The sequence below is a fragment of the Escherichia sp. MOD1-EC6098 genome (genome assembly GCF_002965865.1).
In the GTDB taxonomy this organism is placed as follows: domain Bacteria; phylum Pseudomonadota; class Gammaproteobacteria; order Enterobacterales; family Enterobacteriaceae; genus Escherichia; species Escherichia marmotae.
This window is the reverse complement of sequence record NZ_PTSN01000015.1, coordinates 125,479-149,285: the sequence shown is the minus strand read 5'-3', so window position 1 is coordinate 149,285 and position 23,807 is coordinate 125,479. Positions and strand designations below refer to the sequence as shown.

16 protein-coding genes, 1 tRNA gene and 5 pseudogenes are annotated in these 23,807 nt (G+C 47.4%); 15 read left to right on the top strand and 7 right to left on the bottom strand.

Annotated features, from left to right (window positions below; genetic code table 11):
• The 5 genes from C0K55_RS16550 to C0K55_RS16530 form a co-directional block, all read left to right on the top strand.
• Positions 1-244, top strand: a 244-nt coding sequence (locus tag C0K55_RS16550; RefSeq protein ID WP_236942606.1) for an EAL domain-containing protein, incomplete at its 5' end; no start/stop codon positions are given.
• Between the two features lie 131 nt (positions 245-375).
• The gene (locus tag C0K55_RS16545; RefSeq protein WP_105266630.1) at positions 376-1,170 is read left to right on the top strand and encodes a hypothetical protein; all 795 of its coding nucleotides are present in this window, start codon (positions 376-378) and stop codon (positions 1,168-1,170) included.
• A 175-nt stretch (positions 1,171-1,345) separates the two neighbouring features.
• Positions 1,346-1,588, top strand: coding sequence for a hypothetical protein (locus tag C0K55_RS16540; protein ID WP_105266629.1), 243 nt, complete (start codon positions 1,346-1,348; stop codon positions 1,586-1,588).
• Positions 1,566-2,450 carry a fimbrial gene (locus C0K55_RS16535; protein WP_105266628.1) on the top strand — a complete coding sequence of 295 codons (885 nt, stop codon included), beginning with the start codon at positions 1,566-1,568 and terminating at the stop codon, positions 2,448-2,450. The genes C0K55_RS16540 and C0K55_RS16535 overlap by 23 nt, the downstream gene beginning before the upstream one ends.
• Before the next feature lie 37 nt (positions 2,451-2,487).
• Positions 2,488-6,393 carry a S6 family peptidase gene (locus C0K55_RS16530; protein WP_105266627.1) on the top strand — a complete coding sequence of 1,302 codons (3,906 nt, stop codon included), beginning with the start codon at positions 2,488-2,490 and terminating at the stop codon, positions 6,391-6,393.
• A gap of 149 nt (positions 6,394-6,542) precedes the next feature.
• Here the strand turns inward: C0K55_RS16530 and C0K55_RS16525 are convergent.
• A pseudogene (locus C0K55_RS16525) lies at positions 6,543-6,800 on the bottom strand (sulfite reductase subunit C); the annotation flags it as partial.
• 54 nt (positions 6,801-6,854) lie between these two features.
• On the opposite strand from C0K55_RS16525, the gene tnpA reads away from it, so the two are divergent.
• The 4 genes and pseudogenes from tnpA to C0K55_RS16505 all read left to right on the top strand — a co-directional run bounded on the left by tnpA (position 6,855) and on the right by C0K55_RS16505 (position 10,813).
• Entirely contained in the window at positions 6,855-7,532 is a 678-nt protein-coding gene (gene tnpA / locus C0K55_RS16520) for an IS66-like element accessory protein TnpA (RefSeq protein WP_105266626.1), read from the top strand.
• Positions 7,532-7,879 carry an IS66 family insertion sequence element accessory protein TnpB gene (gene tnpB / locus C0K55_RS16515; RefSeq protein ID WP_000624622.1) on the top strand — a complete coding sequence of 116 codons (348 nt, stop codon included), beginning with the start codon at positions 7,532-7,534 and terminating at the stop codon, positions 7,877-7,879. Before tnpA ends, tnpB begins: the two co-directional genes overlap by 1 nt.
• A gap of 19 nt (positions 7,880-7,898) precedes the next feature.
• Positions 7,899-9,212 (top strand): annotated as a pseudogene (gene tnpC, locus C0K55_RS16510) (IS66 family transposase); the annotation flags it as partial.
• 68 nt (positions 9,213-9,280) lie between these two features.
• Entirely contained in the window at positions 9,281-10,813 is a 1,533-nt protein-coding gene (locus C0K55_RS16505) for an IS3 family transposase (protein WP_105266625.1), read from the top strand.
• Between the two features lie 69 nt (positions 10,814-10,882).
• On the opposite strand, the pseudogene C0K55_RS16500 reads toward C0K55_RS16505, so the two are convergent.
• The 3 genes and pseudogenes from C0K55_RS16500 to C0K55_RS16485 all read right to left on the bottom strand — a co-directional run.
• A pseudogene (locus C0K55_RS16500) lies at positions 10,883-11,319 on the bottom strand (transposase); the annotation flags it as partial.
• A gap of 337 nt (positions 11,320-11,656) precedes the next feature.
• Complete coding sequence (locus tag C0K55_RS16490; RefSeq protein ID WP_001181773.1) at positions 11,657-12,661, bottom strand: IS110 family transposase; 1,005 nt, start codon at positions 12,659-12,661, stop codon at positions 11,657-11,659.
• Positions 12,662-12,784: 123 nt separating this feature from the next.
• Positions 12,785-13,253: pseudogene (locus C0K55_RS16485) on the bottom strand (H-NS family histone-like protein).
• A gap of 318 nt (positions 13,254-13,571) precedes the next feature.
• Here C0K55_RS16485 and C0K55_RS16480 point away from each other — a divergent pair.
• From C0K55_RS16480 to C0K55_RS16450, 6 genes and pseudogenes are all read left to right on the top strand, one after another.
• Positions 13,572-14,309 (top strand): outer membrane protein, encoded by a 738-nt coding sequence (locus tag C0K55_RS16480; RefSeq protein WP_024257362.1) that lies wholly within the window; start codon positions 13,572-13,574, stop codon positions 14,307-14,309.
• Between the two features lie 420 nt (positions 14,310-14,729).
• Positions 14,730-15,626, top strand: coding sequence for a helix-turn-helix transcriptional regulator (locus C0K55_RS16475; protein ID WP_000785680.1), 897 nt, complete (start codon positions 14,730-14,732; stop codon positions 15,624-15,626).
• Positions 15,627-15,674: 48 nt separating this feature from the next.
• Positions 15,675-16,754, top strand: a complete 1,080-nt coding sequence (locus C0K55_RS16470; RefSeq protein WP_105266624.1) for a chemotaxis protein — start codon at positions 15,675-15,677, stop codon at positions 16,752-16,754.
• A 46-nt stretch (positions 16,755-16,800) separates the two neighbouring features.
• Positions 16,801-18,372: a cobalamin adenosyltransferase gene (locus C0K55_RS16465; protein ID WP_105266623.1), complete on the top strand. Its 1,572-nt coding sequence runs from the start codon at positions 16,801-16,803 to the stop codon at positions 18,370-18,372.
• A 402-nt stretch (positions 18,373-18,774) separates the two neighbouring features.
• Positions 18,775-18,972, top strand: coding sequence for a hypothetical protein (locus C0K55_RS16455; RefSeq protein ID WP_001543225.1), 198 nt, complete (start codon positions 18,775-18,777; stop codon positions 18,970-18,972).
• Between the two features lie 65 nt (positions 18,973-19,037).
• A pseudogene (locus C0K55_RS16450) lies at positions 19,038-20,710 on the top strand (phosphoethanolamine transferase).
• Positions 20,711-20,853: 143 nt separating this feature from the next.
• Here the strand turns inward: C0K55_RS16450 and C0K55_RS16445 are convergent.
• The 3 genes from C0K55_RS16445 to C0K55_RS16435 all read right to left on the bottom strand — a co-directional run bounded on the left by C0K55_RS16445 (position 20,854) and on the right by C0K55_RS16435 (position 23,773).
• Positions 20,854-21,897 carry a tetratricopeptide repeat protein gene (locus C0K55_RS16445; RefSeq protein ID WP_000999865.1) on the bottom strand — a complete coding sequence of 348 codons (1,044 nt, stop codon included), beginning with the start codon at positions 21,895-21,897 and terminating at the stop codon, positions 20,854-20,856.
• 433 nt (positions 21,898-22,330) lie between these two features.
• Positions 22,331-23,521, bottom strand: coding sequence for a tyrosine-type recombinase/integrase (locus C0K55_RS16440; RefSeq protein ID WP_105266621.1), 1,191 nt, complete (start codon positions 23,519-23,521; stop codon positions 22,331-22,333).
• A gap of 176 nt (positions 23,522-23,697) precedes the next feature.
• Positions 23,698-23,773, bottom strand: a tRNA-Phe gene (locus tag C0K55_RS16435).
• Between the last annotated feature and the right edge of the window lie 34 nt (positions 23,774-23,807).

The following is a 23,807-nucleotide window of genomic DNA, read 5'->3' as shown; positions in this document are numbered from 1 at the left end:
TATAAAAATGGACAGGAGCTTCACACAGGACATTCTGAGTGAAAAGACATCCCGGCATATCGTGGAAAGTGTTGTCGGGCTGGCAGGAAAGCTGGGTATTGATACGGTGGCAGAAGGTGTGGAAACAAAGGCGCAGGTGAACTGTCTGTGCTCTCTGGGAGTGGATTATCTGCAGGGGTTTTATTTCGGCAGGCCGGAAAAGATGGATATATTTTGTTGTGGAAATAATGTAAAGCTACTCTGAAGCATAAAATTTCTGACAAATAATATTAATGTGACTGTATATGTCAGATAGCAGAGGGTAGCTTTGCGGTAATTCTATATGAACCAGAGTTACTACTTTCAGTTTAATGTTTATGAAATATTATGTTTTTTATGAAAAAGACGCTGATCGTACTGGCTGTAACTGCTTCTGTTATGACATCCGGGTCTGCAATGGCGTGGACTCAGAACGGTAGTGGTGGTTCTGTTGAACTTGGAGGTACCCTGACTCCGGCGGAGAAAGTTACCCTATGGGAGGTGAAAACGGGGGATACAGTAACCAATCTGGATGCTCAAATTCAGAAAGGTCAGCAGAATGTAGATATCGTTGTTAAGAAAGCCATTCCTGTACTGGGTATCCGTAATGCGGATGAAAACGGTTTTGCAGGTATTGCAGGCGGTAATATTATTCCTCACATTACTTATGAGAATAATGCTGTTGATGTAAATTCATTTTCAAATGGTATCACAACACTGACTCTGGACGTTCATAATGAATCCGGAGATAAAATTGGTATCATGACAACATTGTTTAGTGCCGCTGCTTATTCGTCCTGGGATGATGGTAATAACACAGGGTCCGTTCAGCTTATGTCATCTGCGACAGGAGCCTATTTTGGCGGACTGGGAAAAACAACAAACGCTGTTCGTTCAAGTGTGGAGTCTGCCTACAATTTAATCAAGTCCCTTGATGATGAATACACAGCCAAAACACCTCTTGGAAAGATATTGGCTGGAAATATCTCTGATAATGAGTATTTCGTGGATGAAGCTGATATGTTCAAATCAGCTTATGGTGCAGGTATTGAGGCAGGTAAGACTATCAGTATTGCTCTTGATACTCCGGCAGAAGGAAACTCTTCTGTTAAGTGGAAGGCATCTCTCCCGATTACTGTAACCTATCAGTAAGTTATTATTTATGAATACATGTCAGTAAGTTTTATTACTGACCGAAAATATTGTTTTGTGGTTGTCCATGCAATATCCGGACAACCACCTCAGACAAGATGCACGAAATTTAATGTCATGTGATTCGCGTTTTTGTGCAGTTTTTTTTGATTGTTTTTAAATCTGAGTGGTCGGAATGTTTATTCATTTTATCAGTCGGCAGGGGCGAAACCTTCTGGTGAATATAAAAGATATCAGTTTTGTTCTTCAGAAAGGTGTTTTTTGTGAGCTTCATATCAGGGGCGTTGAGGGACATGTGATGGTGGAAGATGATTTCAGTGAGGTTTACAGAAAAATAAAAGAAATTTCACCACAAGCGAATAATACAGGTGAAGGTGTCTCAGAGGGGAGTGGATGTGCGTCAGAATGCTGTGATTGACATTTTACTTATTATTGTCTTTTCTCTTTCTTTATTAATTTGCGGAAAAGTTTCTGCTGGTGCCGGATGGCAGTCCGGCGGGGATTTTCAGGGAGCCGTGGAATTCGGGGGCACCATCATGCCTTATGATGATTCACTTCCTCCCTGGCTGTGGAAAATCGGCGGATATACCGGGTTCAGCAACAAAATCAGTGAGCTGACCGATAACGGAACCCGCCTGACGGTCAGCGCACCCCATGACCTTCTGCTGCTTGCCGGTAAATCTGAACGAGCTTTTGAGGGCAGTGAGACATCCGGTGCTGGTATTGTTCCTGTTATTCAGCTGAAGGGAAGTGACGGAAGCGAAATCCACATTCAGTGGGCCAGTGGCACGCCGGGACAGGGGCTGCTTGTTCTGCCACTGAGCGTCACCGGGGACACTCAGACAGCAGGCACACTGGCAGCAGAAGTTCAGGCTTTCGGGGCGCTTGCATGGGCAGAAGAGGATGGCTTTGGTGCCAGAATCACCCAGACGCTGGGGAATAACAGTGCTGACGCTTATGTGTTTAATGGCGGCGTACCCGACAGCAGTACGTGGCGCACCGCCGACGGGCTGAGTTTCATTTCCCGGATGACGGAAGGCGAAGTGTCCGCAGAAAGTATCTGGACACAGCTGAAACAGGGAGTTCCGGGAGTGTCTGACTCACCGGTGATTACTGATGAAAGCGGTTATCAGGACCTGGTGGGTGAAGGCTGGTTTTATTCCGGGGCATATGCACTCGGGATTTCTTCCGGTGCAGTTCTTAATCTTCATTTCAGTAAACCGGTGACAGGACAGTCAGTCTGGCGGGCAGGGATGACGGTGATTATCCGTTATGCCTGAGTAGTGCTGATTTTATTTTTTTCAGGATTAATTAAAAATGAACAGAATTTATTCTCTTCGCTACAGCGCTGTGGCCAGGGGCTTTATTGCCGTATCTGAGTTCGCCAGAAAATGTGCTCAGAAATCATCAAAAAAATTAATGCTGATATCATTGTTGCTGGTATCCGGATTATTCTCTGCGGGAAGTTTTGCGGGGACGGTCAATAACGAGCTTGGCTATCAGTTGTTCCGTGATTTTGCTGAAAATAAAGGAATGTTTCGTCCGGGAGCAACAGATATCGCCATTTATAATAAACAAGGAGAGCTTGTCGGTACGCTGAATAAAGCAGTTATGCCGGATTTCAGCTCTGTTAACGTGAAGTCTAATCCCGGTGTGGCAACACTGATTAATCCTCAGTATATCGCCAGCGTGAAACATAACGGGGGATATACAAACGTCAGCTTTGGTGATGGTGAAAACCGTTACAATATCGTGGACCGGAATAATGCACCGTCACTGGATTTTCATGCTCCCAGGCTGGATAAACTGGTGACGGAGGTTACCCCGACCGCGGTGACGGCGCAGGGAGCTGTGGATGGCGCATATCTGGATAAGGAACGTTATCCTGTTTTTTATCGTCTGGGGTCAGGTACTCAGTATATCAAGGACAGTAGCGGGCAACTGACAAAAATTGGTGGGGCCTACTCCTGGCTGACCGGCGGGACTGTCGGAAGTTTGTCATCCTATCAGAATGGAGAAATGATTAGCACCAGTTCAGGTCTGGTTTTTGATTACAAACTTAATGGTGCAATGCCCATTTATGGCGAGGCCGGTGACAGCGGTTCGCCTTTATTTGCTTTTGATACTGTTCAGAATAAATGGGTGCTGGTCGGTGTTCTTACTGCGGGGAATGGAGCGGGGGGCAGGGGAAATAACTGGGCTGTTATTCCACTGGATTTTATCGGGCAGAAATTTAATGAAGACAATGATGCCCCGGTCACGTTCAGAACATCGGAAGGTGGTGCACTGGAGTGGAGCTTTAACAGCAGCACCGGAGCTGGTGCGCTGACACAGGGAAGCACCACATATGCCATGCACGGGCAGCAGGGAAATGACCTGAATGCCGGTAAAAACCTGATATTCATGGGGCAGAATGGTCGGGTTGACCTGAAGGACTCAGTTTCGCAGGGGGCGGGTTCTCTGACGTTCCGTGATAACTATACGGTGACAACCACTAACGGGAGTACCTGGACCGGAGCCGGTATTATTGTGGATAAGAAGGCCTCAGTAAACTGGCAGGTTAACGGTGTTAAGGGCGATAACCTGCATAAAATTGGTGAAGGTACGCTGACGGTACAGGGTACTGGTATTAATGAGGGCGGCCTGAAGGTCGGTGACGGTAAGGTTATACTGAACCAGCAGGCGGACAATAAAGGACAGGTGCAGGCGTTCAGCAGTGTCAATATCGCCAGCGGCCGGCCGACCGTGGTGCTGACTGATGAGCGGCAGGTAAATCCGGATACCGTCTCATGGGGATATCGTGGGGGCACACTGGATGTTAATGGTAACAGTCTGACGTTTCATCAGTTGAAGGCGGCAGATTATGGTGCCGTGCTGGCGAATAACGCTGATAAACGGGCCACTATCACGCTGGATTATGCCCTGCGGGCTGACAAAGTAGCACTGAATGGCTGGTCGGAATCACGTAAAGGAACTGCCGGAAATTTATATAAATACAATAACCCGTACACAAATACGACGGATTACTTCATCCTGAAGCAGAGCACCTATGGTTATTTCCCTACGGACCAGAGCAGCAACGCCACCTGGGAGTTTGTGGGGCACAGTCAGGGGGATGCACAGAAACTGGTAGCTGACCGTTTCAATGCTGCAGGGTATCTGTTCCACGGACAGCTGAAAGGCAATCTGAATGTGGATAATCGCCTGCCGGAAGGCGTTACCGGTGCTCTGGTGATGGACGGCTCTGCGGATATCTCCGGTACATTCACCCAGGAAAACGGGCGTCTGACGCTGCAGGGGCATCCGGTTATCCATGCATACAATACTCAGTCTGTGGCTGACAAACTGGCTGCCAGTGGAGACCATTCGGTTCTGACTCAGCCCACGTCATTCAGTCAGGAGGACTGGGAGAACCGCAGTTTTACCTTTGACAGACTGTCACTGAAGAACACCGATTTTGGCCTTGGTCGTAATGCCATGCTGAACACCACGCTTGAAGCAACAGATTCGACGGTCACACTGGGCGACAGCCGGGTCTTTATTGACAAAAACGACGGTAACGGTACGGCCTTTACGCTGGAAGAAGGCACATCAGAAGCGGTGAAGGATGCAGACCGTAGCGTGTTTAATGGCAGTGCTGTCCTGAACGGGAAGACGACGCTGGATATCATGAACGCAACCTTTAATGGTGATATAAGCGGTCATGTCGGCTCGCATGTGGAGTTGTCGCGCCGGAGTCACTGGAATATGACGAAAAGCTCCACGCTGGATTCGTTCAGAAGCAAAGGCGGGACGCTCTCCTTTGTGACAGACAACTGGTCGCCGAAAACGCTGACGGTAAACACACTGCATGCCAGCAGTATGAATATCGCCATGGGGGTCAGCACTGCCGACAACACGGGCGACCGGATTGATATCCTGAATAAGGCAACGGGGGGACATAACACACTGGACCTGTCCTCCCTGTTTGACCAGACTGTCACACTGAAAAATGACCTGACTCTGGCATCTGCACCGGTCGGAACTTCTCACGGGTACTTCTCCTTTGCCAGTCTGAACAGGGGGTTTACTGTTTATACCCCTGACACACAGGTGCAGGAGAAAGACGGCAGAGTTTACTGGCAACTGAAAAGTCATGCCGGAACAACAGAATCTCAGGTATCAACGGATGTCAGTGATGATGTGACAGATACAACCTCTCCGGTTGCACCGGATACAGGGAGTACAGGAAGCACTGAGGCTGATGGTATTGTGTCTGAAGGAAATAACAGCAACGGTGTGTCGCCTTCCCCTGATTCTCCGGCAGAGAATGCGGGCACGATGGTGAATGGCAGTACGCTGTTTAAGGGCGCGGATAACACATCTCTTCTGAAGAAAGCGCGTGCCATGTTTGCCGCCCGTGAGTTCATTCTCAGCGACAGTGCTGACCGCTGGACACAGGTGGTGGACAACAGTGATGCAGACGGCGGTGCATGGGCCATGACAGGGTACAGCCATGGTGGATATGACGACTTCAGCCTCAATCAGAGCGGACTGAATGTGGGATTCCGCCAGTCTGCTGCCGGTAATGCCTGGTGGGGGATGGGGGCAGAGTTTTACCGGGGGCACAGCAGCACAGATGACTACCGGGATGATTTCAGCCTGTGGGGAGTGCATGTTCTGGCGGGCAAATCCTTTGCCGGTGGTCTGTTTGTGGATGGTATGACCGGATACCGGGAGCTGTCTGAAGATTACACTATTCAGGGAGAGCTGAGTGATCTGTCCGGCAGGGCAAAAAGCCATATCCTGACTGCGGGTATCCGTGGCGGGTGGAAGATGCATGCAGCCCCCCTTGATATGTCGATAACACCGACTGTTTCACTGAACGGTGCGCGGGTGGACGGAAATCGTCTGCAGGGCCGGGAGCGGAGCGTGGAGCTTCATGATGGCGACGCCCTGTGGCTGAAAGCCGGGGTTGAGGCAGAAAAAGTCTCCGGGAATATGACGCTGAAGGCAGGTATCTGGCGGAATATCACGCTGAACGATATGCCGGGAATGACCCTGCGTGATGACTGGAAAGCCCGTCACTATGATGCAGAGAAGGCTGACCGCTATACCGTTTCGTTTGGTATCAACGGAAAGCTGACTGAGAAACTGTCAGTGCAGGCAAAAGTAAACAGCAGTTTTGATGGTTACTTTAAGACAGATGCGGAAGGAATACTGGGTATCCGGTATGACTTCTGATAACAGCCATCGCTGATGCTGCAGGGAGAAGGAGGGGCAGAACAGCGCCCCTCCTGACAGGGCAATATGGTCAGGGCAGGCAACGCTGCCTGCGTGGAATATCCGGTTTCACTCCTGACTGCGCGCCAGTAATTGATAATGATTTCATGTCATCTGACTGATTTTAGATGGAGACGGGCGACAGATTCATCTTCTGCCCAGTAAATCCGTTCAGCAACCATGGCTTCAGGGTTTAGCTGTACGTCGCGTAGTACACGCTCTTTGAAGCGCAGATACCCCCCCTTATCAATGAGATGTCCCATATGGAGGTAAACCGGTTTGCCATCCAGCATTTCTTTTTCAAATTCAAACAGATTGGTGATGACCTGTCTGATGACATCCTCAGTAACCTGGTTCAGGAAAATTTTCGTAATCGGCTCATTTAAACCGTCTGGTCTGTTTCCTCCGGCTCTACAAAAATAATGTCCATCATTTTTAATGGACACTATCGTATGAAACACCGGACCTGGATCACTGAAGCTTTACGTCTTCACTTTGAAGAACATTTACCCCGGGTTGTGGCCGGGCGTCACCTGGGTGTACCAAAATCAACAGTTTGTAGTATGTTCGTGCGCTTTCGGAGAGCTGGCCTTTCGTGGCCTTTGCCCGCAGGCATGTCGGAGCAGGAACTTGATGCCTGCCTTTACGGACAATTTTCCACGGTACCAGTCGTACGTCCTGAAAGCACCGTTATATCCGAAGCCCCCGTGGTAAAAAAACGTCCCCGGCGGCCCAACTTCCCTTATGAGTTTAAAATCGCCTTAGTGGAGCAGTCACTGCAGCCCGGAGCCTGTGTGGCGCAGATCGCCCGGGAAAACGGAATCAACGATAACCTGCTCTTCAACTGGCGCCATCAATACCGGAAAGGTGGCATGCTGCCTTCCGGAAAAAATATGCCGGCACTGCTTCCCGTGACGTTAACGCCGGAGCCGGATAATAAAATCCCGGCCCCCGCACAGGAACCAGAGCAGATAAATACACCGTCCGACAGTCTGTGCTGTGAGCTGGTTCTGCCGGCCGGAACTCTCAGGCTTAAAGGCAAACTGACGCCGGCGTTATTACAGACACTTATCCGCGAAATAAAAGGGAGCAGCCACTGATGATATCTCTCCCTGCAGGTTCGCGTATCTGGCTGGTTGCAGGTATCACCGATATGCGAAATGGCTTTAACGGCCTGGCCTCAAAAGTTCAGAACGTCCTGAAGGATGACCCGTTCTCCGGACACCTGTTCATCTTCCGCGGACGCCGGGGTGACCAGATAAAAGTGTTGTGGGCTGACAGCGACGGACTGTGCCTCTTCACCAAACGCCTGGAGCGGGGCCGCTTCGTCTGGCCGGTCACCCGTGACGGCAAGGTGCACCTTACTCCGGCCCAGTTATCCATGCTTCTTGAAGGTATCAACTGGAAGCACCCGAAACGAACGGAACGCGCTGGAATCCGCATATAACCCGTTGTAAAGTGAGGATATGGACACCTCACTTGCTCATGAGAACGCCCGCCTGCGGGCACTGTTGCAGACGCAACAGGACACCATCCGCCAGATGGCTGAATACAACCGCCTGCTCTCACAGCGGGTGGCGGCTTATGCTTCCGAAATCAACCGGCTGAAGGCGCTGGTTGCGAAACTGCAACGTATGCAGTTCGGTAAAAGCTCAGAAAAACTTCGCGCAAAAAACGAACGGCAGATACAGGAAGCACAGGAGCGAATCAGCGCACTTCAGGAAGAAATGGTGGAAACGCTGGGTGAGCAGTATGACCCGGCACTGCCATCCGCCCTGCGCCAGTCTTCAGCCCGTAAACCGTTACCGGCCTCACTTCCCCGTGAAACCCGGGTTATCCGGCCGGAAGAGGAATGCTGTCCTGCCTGTGGTGGTGAACTCAGTTCTCTGGGATGTGATGTGTCAGAGCAACTGGAGCTTATCAGCAGCGCCTTTAAGGTTATCGAAACACAACGTCCGAAACTGGCCTGTTGCCGTTGTGACCATATCGTGCAGGCACCGGTGTCTTCGAAACCCATTGCACGCAGTTATGCCGGAGCGGGGCTTCTGGCCCATGTTGTCACCGGGAAATATGCAGACCATCTGCCGTTATACCGCCAGTCAGAAATATACCGTCGTCAGGGAGCTGAGCTGAGCCGTGCCACGCTGGGGCGCTGGACAGGTGCTGTTGCTGAACTACTGGAGCCGCTGTATGACGTCCTGCGCCAGTATGTGCTGATGCCCGGTAAAGTCCATGCTGATGATATCCCCGTCCCGGTCCAGGAGCCGGGCAGCGGTAAAACCCGGACAGCCCGGCTGTGGGTCTACGTCCGTGATGACCGTAACGCCGGTTCACAGATGCCCCCGGCGGTCTGGTTCGCGTACAGTCCGGACCGGAAAGGTATCCATCCACAAAATCACCTGGCCGGTTACAGCGGTGTGCTTCAGGCCGATGCTTACGGTGGCTACCGGGCGTTATACGAATCCGGCAGAATAACGGAAGCCGCGTGTATGGCTCATGCCCGGAGAAAAATCCACGATGTGCATGCAAGAGTGCCAACCGACATCACCACGGAAGCCCTGCAGCGTATCGGTGAACTGTATGCCATCGAGGCAGAAGTCCGGGGCTGTTCAGCAGAACAGCGTCTGGTGGCAAGAAAAGCCAGAGCCGCGCCACTGATGCAGTCACTGTATGACTGGATACAGCAACAGATGAAAACACTGTCGCGTCACTCGGATACGGCAAAAGCGTTCGCATACCTGCTGAAACAGTGGGATGGCCTGAACGTGTACTGCAGTAATTGTCAACGCCACGATGTTTGACCGTTATGGGGATGCGGATGATTTCCTGGACTCTCAGGAGATAAAACATGTTTACTGAAGAAGAAAAAATCCGCGCCATTGAGCTTTATTTCAAATATGGTAAGAAGCTGGCTCCCGTCGTACGCAAACTGGGCTACCCTTCGAAAAGAAATCTGCGGCGTTGGATCCGCTCATGGGAAGCAGGTGGTGGCGCAAAAGAATCCATTCGTCATAAGCACCGTTACTCCGATGAGCAAAAACAGGTTGCCGTTGAACATTATCTTAACCACGGCTGCTGCCTAGCGTTTACCAGCAGAGCCCTGGGTTATCCCTGCACTGATGTACTCGCTCGCTGGGTTAATGAACTTTATCCCGACAGACGACGTATATTTACCAGTAAGGCCAACCCGGTTGCGCCCTTTGAACCAGAAGTCAAACGTCAGGCTGTCATGGCACTCTGTACACGACAAGTATCAGCCAGTGAAATCGCCAGGCGTATTGGTGTCAGTCGTGCGGTATTGTATAAATGGAAAGATGAAATTATCGGCAACAGTGCTTACCAGACTATGCGTAAACATAACGAACCTTCCCTGGAGGCAGAACGCGATGCGTTGCGGGAGGAAGTCGCCCGACTGAATCAGGAAATACGCCGCCGGCAGATGGAGCTGGATATTCTGAAAAAGGCGGAGGAAATCATAAAAAAAGACCCGGGCATCAGTATCAGTCACCTGAACAACAGAGAAAAAACGAAGATCGCTGATGCCCTGAGACAAACATATCCCCTGACAGAATTACTGCATGTTCTGGGCCTTGCCCGTAGCAGTTATTTTTATCACCGGGCTGCACTGAAAGCCGGTGATAAATACGCCACGATACGTACGATGCTGACAGATATATTTAACAGTAATTACCAGTGTTATGGCTATCGTCGCCTGCATGCGATGCTCAGGCATGAGGGGGTTCGGCTATCAGAAAAGGTTGTACGCAGACTTATGGTGGAGGAACAGCTTGTCGTCAGCCGTAACCGTCGTCGCCGCTACAGCTCATATTGCGGAGAAATCGGACCGGCTCCGGATAACCTTATCGCCAGAGATTTTAAGGCGGAGCAACCTAATCAGAAATGGCTGACAGATATCACGGAGTTCCAGCTCCCTGCAGGTAAAGTCTGGCTGTCACCGGTGGTGGACTGCTTCGATGGAAAAGTTGTGAGCTGGTCTCTCAGTACACGCCCCGATGCTGAACTGGTCAACACTATGCTGGATAGCGCTGTCGAAACGTTAAATGCTGGCGAACGACCGGTGATACACAGTGACAGAGGTGGGCATTATCGCTGGCCAGGCTGGCTGGAAAGAGTGAATGCAGCAGGTCTTATTCGCTCAATGTCCCGTAAAGGATGTTCACCTGATAATGCCGCATGCGAAGGCTTTTTCGGCAGACTGAAAACGGAAATGTATTATGGGCGTAAATGGTCGGGCATCACGCCAGAAAAGTTCATGCAGCATGTAGATGCTTACATCAGATGGTATAACGAGCGGCGTATAAAATTATCGCTGGGAGCCGTCAGCCCTGAAATGTACCGCCAACAATGCGGGCTGGAATGATAAAGCAGTCCAGGAAATCGTCCGCATCCCCATCGCATCCTGAGGACGGTTTTGCCATTCAACAACCTAGTCGATTACGGCATCGGTGACTTTCGATATCAGCGCCAGAGAGACGTCTGCATCGTACATTTCTTTGAAGGCTGAGGTAATTTCGCGGGTAGTCATCCCTCTGGCATACAGTGCCAGGATCTGGTTGTCCATGTCGGTAATGCGGGTCTGATTTTTCTTCACCAGTTGTGGTTCGAAGGAACCATCACGATCACGTGGAGTACGTAATTCCATCGGCCCGTCGGTAGTGGTGACAGTTTTCGAGGAATAGCCATTACGGGAGTTGGTTCCCGATTTGGGCTGATTTTTTCATGTCCCAGATGGTGAGTCATTTCAGCGTTGAGAGCAGCCTCAACACTGATTTTCTTGAGCAGGCGATCGAACTGATTGAGATCTTCAGGGGTTTTGAGATTTTTGGCCAGTTCGTTAGCCAGAGCCTGCAATTGTTTGTCGTCCATAATTTAACCTTCATTTGATGTTGAATTGAACATATCAAAATCAGGCAATTACACAAATCTATGGTCACCCCCCGTTTTTGCAACACTGATTTTTGATTAATGGTGGGCTTGCTTAAATCTATCCGGCGTCTCTGTGGGCAAGGAGGCCCGCGCCTCGATGAGTTCCGCACCTGATAATCCTAAAAAGGCCCTCGGCTTCAGTGAGCCATTTTCTCTGTTAGGTTTTTAATCAGGTCGATTTGCCGTTCATGTCATCAATAATCAGTCTTCGCAAAACCAGACAGGTAACTTGTATCTTATTGTTTAAAATAAGCTAATTGAGTTTTGTCAGTATATATCAAGCCTGATATTCTTTTTGCAGAACAGTGATTGCCCAGGCTATTCGGGCCAGTTTATTTGCCAGAGCGCAGGCGACAATATTCGAATGCTTGTTGTCGAGTTGTTTTCGAACCCATTCAGCGAGTCTGCCCTGTTGATGCTCCAGCCGCATCATGAACGAGCGGGCGCACTGAACAAGTAACCGACGCAAATTTTTGTCGCCTCGTTTGCTGATCCCCAGCAGCGTTGATTTACCACCGGTACTATATTGTCGGGGAACAAGTCCTGTGGATGCTGCAAAATCCCTGCTGCATGAAAATTGTTTACCATCACCAAGCTGGGATGAGAGCAGGCTGGCCGTAATCGGCCCAACACCGGGTATTGTCATAATACGTTGCGCAGTAGCGTCAGCTTTGATTGACTGGTTTAACTCTGATTCCAGTTCTGTTATTTGCTCAATAAGATAAAGATAGTGAGCATGTAATTTCATCAGCAAGCGACTCAGATATTCAGGTATTTCGTGTTCAGCCAACACCAGAGACAACCGTTTTATTACGGCATCCCCTGTCGGCAGGCTGATTCCAAATTCCAGCAGGAAAGCGTGGATCTGGTTGGTTGTTTTCACCTTATCCCTGATGAGCGATTCTCTGACCCGGTGTAATGCCCTCATTGCCTGTTGGGTTTCTGTTCTGGGCTGGACAAAACGCATTGATGGTCGTGAAGCCGCTTCGCATATGGCTTCTGCATCAATAAAATCATTCTTATTGCTTTTGACAAATGGACGCACGAATTGCGGAGAGATAAGTTTTACGTCATGACCGATGTCGCTGATACGCCGGGCCATAAAATGCGCACCAGCGCAGGCTTCCATAACAACTACTGAGGATGGACATGTTACCAGAAACTGCATCAGCTTCGTACGCGTAAACTTCTTACGCAAAAGCGCATTGCCAGATTTATCCTGACAATGAATATGAAAAGAATGTTTACCGAGATCGATACCAATAAGCGCAACGTTTTGCATGATGGTGCCCTCTAAAATAATCCACCCTGTCAGCGTACCGCTCACAGGGTGGGGGTGACCATCTCATTTCTATGTACAGGCTCTACCGTAATTTGAGTTGACTACCTTTGCTGCATGAAAACTTTATTCACTTTGTTCATGTTGGCTGGGCTTTTCAATGAGAAAAGCTTCCAAGGTACAACCTTTATTAACTGTTTTCGTAGAGCAAGTGGCATTTTACCGTTACCAGACCACGTCTTGGTATCGCCGTTCTCATCCTCAAAGATATAATTCGCTTTTCTCTCTCTGCCTTTGGGTTTTCGTTTGGTTTCCGTTGTCCCCGCAATAGCAGAAACTGGAACTAGGTATACTTCCGGGTCAAGCCCCAAAGAAGTAATGTATTCAACTGCCTGTTGGTATTTAGCTTCCAGTTCCTTACGTTCAGCCGCTTCTCGTTCGGCATCTTCATGATGTTCTTTAATCACCGTGTCCATTTTTTCTGCATGTCGAGTAACTGCTCAAAATCAAGTTCGCGTACATATGTGCATAGTGAACGAATATTCATCATTGTCCGACTGATGATGCTGTATTCTTCTTTAGTCAGTTTGCACATAATTTCCCTATCTTTTGCAATAAACGTGTTTTCTCTGGTGGGTTGATTACCCAGTCTTTTTTACTGTGTCTGGCATTTTGTACTGTAGTGCAGTTGTAATGCAAATCTCCCGGGCTTTTGGGGCACAGCATTTCAGCCCTGGCTCTATCATTACCATTTTGTTGATTCGAAACGAAAATCCTCACCAATATCGATCGATTTTACCGATCGATATGATCGCATCGATCGGTTGTAACCATTTTACCCTGTCTTTTTCATGGTTTTAAAATAGGCAACCCTCTTTGTCGGGTAGGGTAAGAACCAACGGAGATGATTGAAATGAAAAAGGTTATTGCGGTTTCAGCGCTTGCAATGGCAGGCATGTTTTCGGCCCAGGCTCTGGCTGATGAGAGCAAAACAGGCTTTTATGTGACCGGTAAAGCCGGTGCTTCTGTTATGTCACTTTCAGACCAACGTTTCGTTGATGGTGAAGGGGCATGGGCGGATAAATATAAGGGCGGTGACAAAAGTGATACGGTTTTTGGCGCAGGCCTTGCGGTGGGATACGATTTTTATCAGCACTACAATGTGCCGGTACGTACTGAAGTGGAGTTTTATGGCCGTGGTAATGCTGAATCAAAATATCGTCTGAGTTATTGGGAAAGTGCCGGTGGCGCCGAGTTTGATGACGCACAGAACAAACTCAGTGTAAACACGCTGATGCTGAATGCGTATTATGATTTCAGAAACAGCAGTGCATTCACGCCATGGATATCTGCTGGCCTGGGTTATGCTCGGGTTCATCATAAAACTTCGTACATATATACCGATAACAGCCCGGCAGGCAGTGAAGTATATTCAGCTTCAGCGTCGAAATACGAAAACAACCTGGCATGGAGCCTTGGTGTCGGTGTTAAATACGATGTGACGCAGGATTTCAGCCTTGACCTCAGTTACCGGTATCTGGATGCAGGGGATTCCACTCTGACTTATAAAGATGAGGATGGTGCTAAATATAAATCCTCTGTTGATGTCAGAAGTAACGAGTTTATGTTAGGTGCAACATATAACTTCTGACAGCCATTTCTGCCTGCGCTTTGGGGCACAGTAAAGTGCAGGTATGACAAATCAACAACAGATATCCTGATGATATTCTCCCTCTGGTAACTAATAATTTCAGACATATGAAATATAAACAGAGCAAAAATATTACACGCGTTGATTTTTTACAGAGGTGCAGGTGATACGCAGAATGGTTGTCAGCCTGTAAAATGAAAAAGGAGTGTTGTTGGGATATGTTGTTTTTTGCTATATCAGCTCTTCCGGAAACAATAAGCCTTATTACGAAAGAGGCTCTCCGGCATCTGATTTAAAATTTGATTATGATCAAATAAAAATCTGTCACCGAAAGGCGTAGTTTTGTGGAACTGACAAATGATGTCAGGAGTATTTATATAATTCACTTACACGAGAGTAATACTACAGGTGCAGTGACTTATGGCTGACTCAACGAGAAATCGCTCAGCGGAGCGTTTGATTGATATCCTTGTTGAATTACAGAATTATGGCGTGGTCAGTCGCCATAATTTGATGAAAAAATACAACATCACTGAGCGAACAGCATATCGTGATCTGAATATGCTTTCTCCCTTTATTGAAGCTTGTGGCGATGGAAAATACCGACTTATTTCAGCAAGAGCAGGAAACCAGAGTAAAGAATCACTGCACAAATCTCTGGCCAGGTTACTGGATACTGATGCGATTTTTCCTGAACGGGATGAAGGTTTCTGGCAGAAATTAGAAAACAGGGCAACCGAAAAGCATATTCGTGTTCAGTTTCATAACCCTGAGCACACTATCAGGGATGATTTAAGAAAATATCTTGATGTTCTTGAAAAAGCGATCTGCAACAGTAATGTTTGCCAGATTGCATATGCCGGTAAGACCAGAATCGTTCATCCCTATAAATTAACTAATCAGAGAAGTATATGGTATTTGCTGGCTACTGAAGAGAACAAGTTAAAGTCGTTTTCATTAGCTAAAATAAAATGGCTGGATATAAAAAAAGAAAAGTTTGCAAAGAGTGAGAAAATACAGTCACTGATAAGTGAGTCATGTGACCCGTGGGTGAGCGACAAAACATTTGATGTAGTGTTGTTCATTCACAGTAATATCGCCCATTATTTTTTGCGACGGGACTTACTTCCTTACCAGCAATTGCTACACAAACATGACAATGGCATTACGCTGTCATGCAAGGCTGCACATAAAAATCAAATTATCCCGTTGATTTTATACTGGTTACCGAATGTTGAAATTATTGAACCAGTATGGCTGAAAGAAGCCGTGTTAACAATGTTAGGAAAATACCTCACTGTTGAGAATGTTTCCTGAAATACTTCAGTTGACTGATGATAAAGCAACCTGTACAGGAGGAAAAGAATGGCGTTACCTTTCATTATTTTGGGTGTGGCTGCCGGCGCTGCGGCATTCGGCGGAAAAAAAGCTTACGATGGATATCAAAAAAAGTCAGAAGCAGAGGATATCCACGAAAAAGCAAAAGAGCGTTACGAGGAGCATAAAGGAAAATTTGAGCAGGCTGAAGCTCAGACATCATCAAAATTAACAACGCTCGGAAATAAAGAGCTTGAGATTGGTAAAGATTTCAGTGAGTTCGACAGGATTGCTGCTGAGCTCCTGGCGCGTCTGGAAAAAGAGGGCAATAAAGACCTGAAACTGAGTGTCCCGCAACATAACATCAATAAGATTCATAACCTGGCCATTTCAGCGACAGAATATCTCAGTACGGTCGTTGCTGCCGGAGTTTCCGGGGCTGCTGCGGGTTTTGCTGTGTATAGCGGAGTGATGGCATTTGCAGCGGCTTCCACAGGTACACCCATTGCAGCGCTTTCTGGTGCCGCGGCTTATAATGCGACGATGGCGGCAATTGGTGGGGGCTCACTGGCTGCAGGGGGCATGGGAATGGCTGGTGGCGCAATGGTATTAGGCACTGCAGTGGCTGCACCGTTGATTGCCATAGCGGGCTGGGCTTACGACAGACATGCGATGAAAGCTCTTGAAAATGCCCATCAGTGTGCCTGCAAAGTTGAACGGGCAGTTAAGAAAATGAATCTGGCCCGGGAGCATTTTGCAAAAGTTAATCAATACGTTGATGAAATTCTCGCTGCACTGAACAGAATGCATGCTGTGTTTACTGAGCATTATTTCGAACCGCTTAAATCCATGCATTCTGTTATTACTAAACAACAGGATATCAATGTATCAGATGAAATCATTATGCTTATTGAGCATGGATATTCACTGGCCGCTATTATGACGGATATTATTACAACGCCACTGTTTAAACCGCGGAAACAGGAAAATGGTGAGGCTGTGATAAAAGATAACGTTATTGAAATGGAAAGGGATGATAATGGAATGAACGTTATTAATAAGGAAGAGCTGGATGATGTACTGGCCAGTTCGGTTGTGAAATTTGATGATTTTTCATCCCGGAGTTAATGATTTACCGGGCGTTAAAGCCCGGCTTTACAAGAAGTGAAATAACATGAATGTGGAAAAATTTGACTGGACAGAAGAGTTACATCAGACCATGGTGAAGAGCCTGGTTACATCATTCGGGCTGGATTTTCTGTTGCTAAATGATCGTAAGGGTGGTGATGTTGACACTATCCATAATGTGCGTAATGGCATTTATGCCACGGAGGCTGAGCGACAGCGGTATGAAGGTCGTGGCGACTATGATTCTCATCATTACCACAGCCATGAGAACTACATCGCGACGAACCGGGAAGGAAAGCGTGCACATCAGGCAGGGACTCTTACTGATGCATATACAGGCGAAGTGTTTGCTTCAGACGATAAAAAAAATCTGGATCATATTATTTCCGCTAAAGAAATTCATGATGATCCGGGGAGAATTCTTGCTGAACGGGATGGTGCAGAACTGGCAAATGACGCTTCAAATCTGGCATTCACACATGAGTCGCTCAATAAATCAAAGAAAGCAGACTCAATGGATGCGTTTATTTGCACGCTGCAGAAAAACAGAGAAGATACGTTAAGGCAGATAGCAGAGCTTGAATCTCAGGCAACGCTGACAGAAAAGGAAAAGAAACGTCTGATAAGTCTGAGAAAAAAAGCTGATGCAGATACTGAGCGTATGGAAAGGACTGATAAATATGCCCGGGAAAAATATGAGGCCACGATTAATCAGAGCTATTACCTGAGTAGTAAGTTTGCTACTGCTGTCGCCAGTGCTTCACTTAATTCCGGTTTTCGTATGGGGACGCGACAGATGCTGGGGCTTATTCTTGCCGAGATCTGGTTCGAACTGAGGGAACGAATCCCGCATATTATCAGGCAGCAACGGAACTCATTCAGTGCCGGCAAATGTCTGTCCGAAATAACGTCAGCATTACGTGTCTGCCAGAAACGAGTACAGGAAAAATTCAGTTCTTTTTTAATTGCCTTTAAAGATGGAGTCATCGGAGGGATACTGTCAGGTATTACCACAACGCTGTTAAATATATTCCTGACAACGGAAAAAATGATTGTCCGGCTTATCAGGGAAATGTGGAACAATCTCGTTCAGGCCTTTAAAATCCTGGTGTTTAACCCGGAGGGATTATCGCCGGGACAGTTAGCCAAAGCGGTCACTAAACTGATAGCAGCAGGTGTGGCTGTTGCCGGAGGGGTGATGATAAATGAGGCGATGGCGCAGATCCTTATTTTTCCATTTGGTTCAGAGCTTGCTGCCTTTTGTGGTGCGCTGACGACAGGTATTCTCGGGCTGGTGATGAATTATTATCTCGAATACAGCGAGGTTATGCAGCGGGTGTGGGCATTTCTGGACAAATTTAAGGATAAGTTCCGGCGATCACTGGAATACTTTCAGGCAGTCAATGCTGAACTTGATCGCTATCTTGTAGAACTTACTGCGCTGGAATTTTCTGTTGATGCTGCCGCGTTAAATCACTTTTCGCTTCATCTGGATAGCGTAAACAGTGAGATAGAGCGCGGACTTCTGCTGAGAGAAGAAGTCAGCCGACGAGGGATTGCGTTGCCGTTTGAGTCAGGAAATGTGGCTTCTGTTCGCGACTGGTTAAATAAGCGATGAAATTACACCCTCCATTTCCCTGTAACCAGTGTGGGGCCTGTTGTCGTCATGTCAACAGGGCGGGTGAAACGCAATGTCTGGATCGTGGTGACGGTATTTGCCGTCACTATCAGACTGATTCTCATTTGTGTGCAATTTATGATAAACGCCCACAGATTTGCCGGGTTGAAGACCAGTATTTACTGAATTATCAGTCTCAGTACAGCTGGCAGGAGTTTATTGCATTAAACCAGGCCGCCTGCCTTATTCTGAATAAACTGTAATGCCATTAATGGCGGCGTCAGGACAGAAACTGAGAGAACATAAAGCAGTAAAATGTCATACCATTCAGCAGCCAGCGTTGCTTTCCCCGGCTGCTGTTATTGTAAGGCATTTTCGTTAAGAATGCAGAAGGAGAGGAGCGTGAGATTGCTGTTAAAAGGGCTCGTCGGAATGGCGCTGGCCTGGCTTGTTATTGGTTTCGGGATGGAGTTATTTTTTCTCGCCGATCGGGTTCATCCGGCATTAAGAGTAATTGTTGTCCTGGGGATGTTATTCCTGCTGATAATGATTGCGGGTGGTATGTGCCGTTCTCTTCTGTCACGAAAGAAAACATCATGACGATCCTGTTTACGCCGCTACATTTGTGGCGGCGGATGATGCCCGTTTTATGATTATTCAGAAAAATGTATTCATCTGCCACGGTATGTTTCACGGTCAGCGCCGGGCAGAAATATCGCTTTTACTCAATTATTATGAAAATTAATCTTCCGTTCATGCACTGGTCACGGATTAGCAATGATAAGCGCCTCGTGTTATCAGTGGTTGTCTTTACCCTTTCTAATATCCTTGTATCCTCAGGAGCGCATCTGATTTACCGGATATTATTCTTCACCCTGCGCTTCTTATTATTAAGGCGATGAAATCGCTTACGCTGCGTTTTATTCTTGCCTTTTCATTCACATTGCTGACAGCGGCAGATATCAGTATCAGTTTGTATTCATGGTGTACATTCGGTACAACATTTAATGATGGTTTTGCAATCAGTATCCTTCAGACAGATCCTGATGAAGTAATAAGAATGTTCAGGATGTATGTTGTTTATGTTATCGCATTTATTATCCTCTTTTTATTGTTCTTCTGTTCAGCAATAAATAAAACGTCCTCATTGCCATCGGAAAAGGTCACGGTAATTGCATTTTTATTGTTAATTACAGTAGCGTTATATTCTTCCTTTCAGTTTGCGTTGAAAAAACAGCATCAAATAAATGAAGTCGATCCTTACATCATTGTTTCCCGGTTTGCCACGTATACGCCTTTCTTTAATCTGAATTACTTTGCGCTGGCCGCAAAGGAGCATCATAGATTAATGACGATTGCGGATGCTGTCCCCCATTACGATCTGGTGATTACGGATAACAACACTGACGTATTTGTTCTGGTGATTGGTGAATCTGCAAGGACTGATAACATGTCTATTTACGGGTATTCGCGCCCAACCACACCAGAGCTTCAGAAACAGAAATCACGACTGAAACTGTTCACTCAGGCAATCAGCGGGGCACCTTATACCGCCCTTGCGGTACCGCTGGCATTATCTGTAGATACCGTGCTGCATCATGATGTTCGCCATTATCCCGATAATATTATCAACATGGCGAATCAGGCGGGATTCGATACCTGGTGGCTCAGCGCACAATCGGCGTTCCGGCAGAACGGAACAGCTGTGGCCAGTATTGCCATGCGGGCCAGAAACAGAATTTATGTCAGAGGCTATGATGAGTTACTGCTCCCACACCTGGCTGAAGCACTGAACAGTAATCCGGGGCGCAGAAAACTGATTGTTCTGCATCTGACGGGCAGCCATGAACCGGTCTGCAGTAACTGGCCCAGGGATAAAGCTGTGTTTAAACCGCTGGATACAGAGGAAGTCTGTTACGATAATTCCATTCATTATACCGACAGTTTGTTGGGACAGGTTTTCACCATGCTGGAAACGCGCCGGGCATCCGTCATGTATTTTTCAGATCACGGTCTGGAGTATGACCCGACAAAAGAACATGCCTATTTTCATGGCGGAATAAAACCCAGTCAGCAGGCTTATCATGTTCCGATGTTTATCTGGTACAGCCCGGCGCTGGGAGAGCATGTCGATCGCCAGACGGTGAACAGCGTTTTTTCCACTGCGTATAATGATTATCTGATTAATGCATGGATGGGCGTAACCAGACCGGCTCAACCGAAAACGCCGGAGGAGGTGATTACCCGCTGGCAGGGAAAATCCGTGGTTTTTGATGCCAGCCATAACGTGTTTGACTACAAAGTATTACGAAAGAACTTTAATGAACCCCTGGAATAATTCGTTAAAGTAATTTACTACGCTATTTTTTCAAAGGAAACTTTCAGAAAATAACCCCAGGGCGATAACCTGGGGAAGTGGGGGGCTGTGTTATTACTGGTGGATAATTTATTACTTGTTTGAAAGATACACTAATGCAATATCTACTGATGCTGGATGCTTGTGTGTTTCATTCCTGCCGCTGAAAACGGCAATATCCAGGGCCAGACATATTCACCGTTAATATTTCTGCATTTCTGTACAATTTCCTCAGAAAGTGTCTCATCAATTCTTTCCCACAACAGCTTCTGCTGTCTTAAAATGCTTTCGCATATTTTGAAATCATCTTCCTGCATCAGCATTTCAGCGCATTTAATGATTTCTGCCCGTTCATGCAGCACAGAGGAATGGTTATAGAGCCAGTTTACAAACAGCAATGCTTCCGGATATTGTCCCCATAATGGTGAGTATGTTGCATAATAATCTTCGGCAGTATCCGGCCCGGCAGAATAGTTATGCCATACAGCAAGAGGAAATGGATGCAGATTTCCGCACAGAATTTCCGCGATGTAAGTATTTGCCGCAAATCCGCGACGAAATGCAGTTGCAGCTTTTACCAGTTCCCCATTAAGAAAATGCAGAAGACCAAGTTCATACCAGTAAGGTGAAAATTCATCAGCATGTTTTTTCAGTACACTGAAGGCTCGCTCATGATCACCTGTTCGTAACAGCTCTGAACCCAACAACCAGCGGGCACCCTGATTATCTTCAGGATTGTATGCCAGTATTTTATCAGTAAGCATAACCGCATCCTGATGACGCTGTAGGTGCACATTTGCGAGAATTGCTGCATAAAGCGCGCGCAGATAAGGCCGGTTTTCGGGATGCATCCAGATGATTTCACCACTGAAACTTTCCGGGATGAGACGATTACCTGCCGCCAGTCCTTTAAGAGCGGCGTTCAGTGCCTTACGTGGAGCATTCTGTTCCAGAAATACGTATGCCAGATGAGCATGGACGTCGATAAAATCCGGCGCCTGTCGGGCAAGGCGTCTGAGCCTGTTGATATAACCCGTCTCACTGATTTCATCTGTGTCGTATGCATCAAGCGCTTCTTCAAACTCCCCCAGTAATGGGCCAAACCAGGTATCCGGAAATACGAAACGCCCCTGGTTATCGTTCACTTCAAAGCGTAATCTGTCGTTCATTTTCTGAGCCTGTAAAACGGATGGGACACAATCTGAAAAGCATAAAAGTCGTGATGTTGTGTATCAAGTCTTGTTTTTGTCCGGGATGAATGTTGTTTACAATATCATCGACAGTGGTGTTACATGAGAATGAAAATTTATCTTTATCTGCATTCTGATGTATTGTGAATTGTCAGCTGAAACAGCATATTAATCGATTTTTTTTGGGGAATGGTGCTGAAATAACGACATGATGATGATTGATATTACAGGTATCAAAATTGTTAGCGGTCCATAACGGTGTGATGTCTTGAGATTTTTTACAGATGCAATATTAAATATTTTGTCAAAAAATAAAAAATATCTAAAAATAAAGCATAAAAACAAAATTCCTCCGGACCTGGAGGCCGGAGGAGAATTTGTGGATTGAGAGAAAATATCAGGACAAGTGCTCTTAACCCTGACTCTCTTGCTTATAAAGCGAATCAATATAATCTGCGTACCACTGCATCATTTCACGGCGACCATCGAGATACTGGGCATGATTATAGGTACCCCTGATGGCGTTTTTATCCACATGAGCTAACTGCATTTCAATCCAGGCAGAATTAAAGCCCTGTTCGTGCAGAATGGTACTCATGGTGTGACGAAAACCATGACCGGTTGCCCTGCCATCGTAACCGATACGTTTGAGCACCATGTTGATGCTGGCTTCGCTCATTGGCTTGTTGATATCACAACGTCCCGGAAAAACCAGCCGGTATTGTCCGGAGAAAGTTTTGAGCTGCAGCAGAATGTCAGTGGTCTGTCGTGACAGTGGTACGACATGTTTACGTCGCATTTTCATGCGGCTTTCAGGGATTGTCCACAGGGCATTATCAAAATCAATTTCTGACCATTCAGCGGACCGTAGTTCAATTGTTCTGAGGCCTGTCAGAAGCAGCAGATTTGTCGCCATGCGGGTAACAGGACTGCCATGATATTCAGCGAGCTTCCGGAGAAAAACAGGGAGCTCATCTGCTCTCAGGTGGGGGAAATGCGCCGCTTTTGGCGCCGCCAGCGTACTGGTCAGTTCAGATGCCGGATTGACAGTGGCTCGTCCGGTGGCGATGGCATAACGAAAAATTTGATTACAGTATTGGCGCACCTTACGCAGTTTTTCCAGCGAGCCACGTTTTTCTATGCGGCGCAGAATTTCCAGCATTTCCAGCGGGAGGATATCAGTAACGCTTCGTTTGCCCAGATACGGGAAAATATCTTTATCCAGAGCCTCCAGTACGCTTCTGGCGTAACTTTCAGACCATGACAAAGATTTATGCTGGTGCCATTCCGTAGCAAGGGCATGGAACGTATTGGTGGCAGAGATTTTCTGAGTGAGTTTTTCCTTTCGCTTCTTTTCGCCCGGGTCACCACCTTCGGAGATAATTTTTCGGGCATCGTCGCGTTTGATTCTGGCTTCAGCAAGGGAGACGTCGGGATAGACGCCGAGGGCCAGTTTTTTCTCTTTTCCTGCTATCCGGTATTTAAGCCGCCAGTAGCGGGCACCCGTGGTTTTTACCAGCAGATATAAACCACGTTCGTCAGAGAGTTTATAGTCTTTTTCTTTAGGTCTGGCTGTTTCGACCTGTCTGGCTGTAAGTGCCATATGGGGGCTCCTGAAACTGACTGAACACAATGAGCCCCCACCGGTGCCCCCAATGAACGCTTGATTGAGAGAGAGTTCAGTAGAGTTCGGTGGAGTTCAGGATGTTCAGATTGTTTGTAACGATGTGATTATACTTGAGTTTCGTGGAGTTCGGGAGATGAATCTGGAAGTGAAAGTGGTGCCCGGACTCGGAATCGAACCAAGGACACGGGGATTTTCAATCCCCTGCTCTACCGACTGAGCTATCCGGGCAACGGGGCGCATTAAACCTGATTCGCCTCGTCTC

Coding starts and splice junctions, on each gene's coding strand:
- C0K55_RS16545 (WP_105266630.1), top strand. CDS start 376: ATGAAAAAGACGCTGATCGTACTGGCTGTAACTGCTTCTGTTATGACA.
- C0K55_RS16540 (WP_105266629.1), top strand. CDS start 1,346: ATGTTTATTCATTTTATCAGTCGGCAGGGGCGAAACCTTCTGGTGAAT.
- C0K55_RS16530 (WP_105266627.1), top strand. CDS start 2,488: ATGAACAGAATTTATTCTCTTCGCTACAGCGCTGTGGCCAGGGGCTTT.
- tnpA (WP_105266626.1), top strand. CDS start 6,855: ATGTCCATCATTTTTAATGGACACTATCGTATGAAACACCGGACCTGG.
- tnpB (WP_000624622.1), top strand. CDS start 7,532: ATGATATCTCTCCCTGCAGGTTCGCGTATCTGGCTGGTTGCAGGTATC.
- C0K55_RS16505 (WP_105266625.1), top strand. CDS start 9,281: ATGTTTACTGAAGAAGAAAAAATCCGCGCCATTGAGCTTTATTTCAAA.
- C0K55_RS16490 (WP_001181773.1), bottom strand. CDS start 12,661: ATGCAAAACGTTGCGCTTATTGGTATCGATCTCGGTAAACATTCTTTT.
- C0K55_RS16480 (WP_024257362.1), top strand. CDS start 13,572: ATGAAAAAGGTTATTGCGGTTTCAGCGCTTGCAATGGCAGGCATGTTT.
- C0K55_RS16475 (WP_000785680.1), top strand. CDS start 14,730: ATGGCTGACTCAACGAGAAATCGCTCAGCGGAGCGTTTGATTGATATC.
- C0K55_RS16470 (WP_105266624.1), top strand. CDS start 15,675: ATGGCGTTACCTTTCATTATTTTGGGTGTGGCTGCCGGCGCTGCGGCA.
- C0K55_RS16465 (WP_105266623.1), top strand. CDS start 16,801: ATGAATGTGGAAAAATTTGACTGGACAGAAGAGTTACATCAGACCATG.
- C0K55_RS16445 (WP_000999865.1), bottom strand. CDS start 21,897: ATGAACGACAGATTACGCTTTGAAGTGAACGATAACCAGGGGCGTTTC.
- C0K55_RS16440 (WP_105266621.1), bottom strand. CDS start 23,521: ATGGCACTTACAGCCAGACAGGTCGAAACAGCCAGACCTAAAGAAAAA.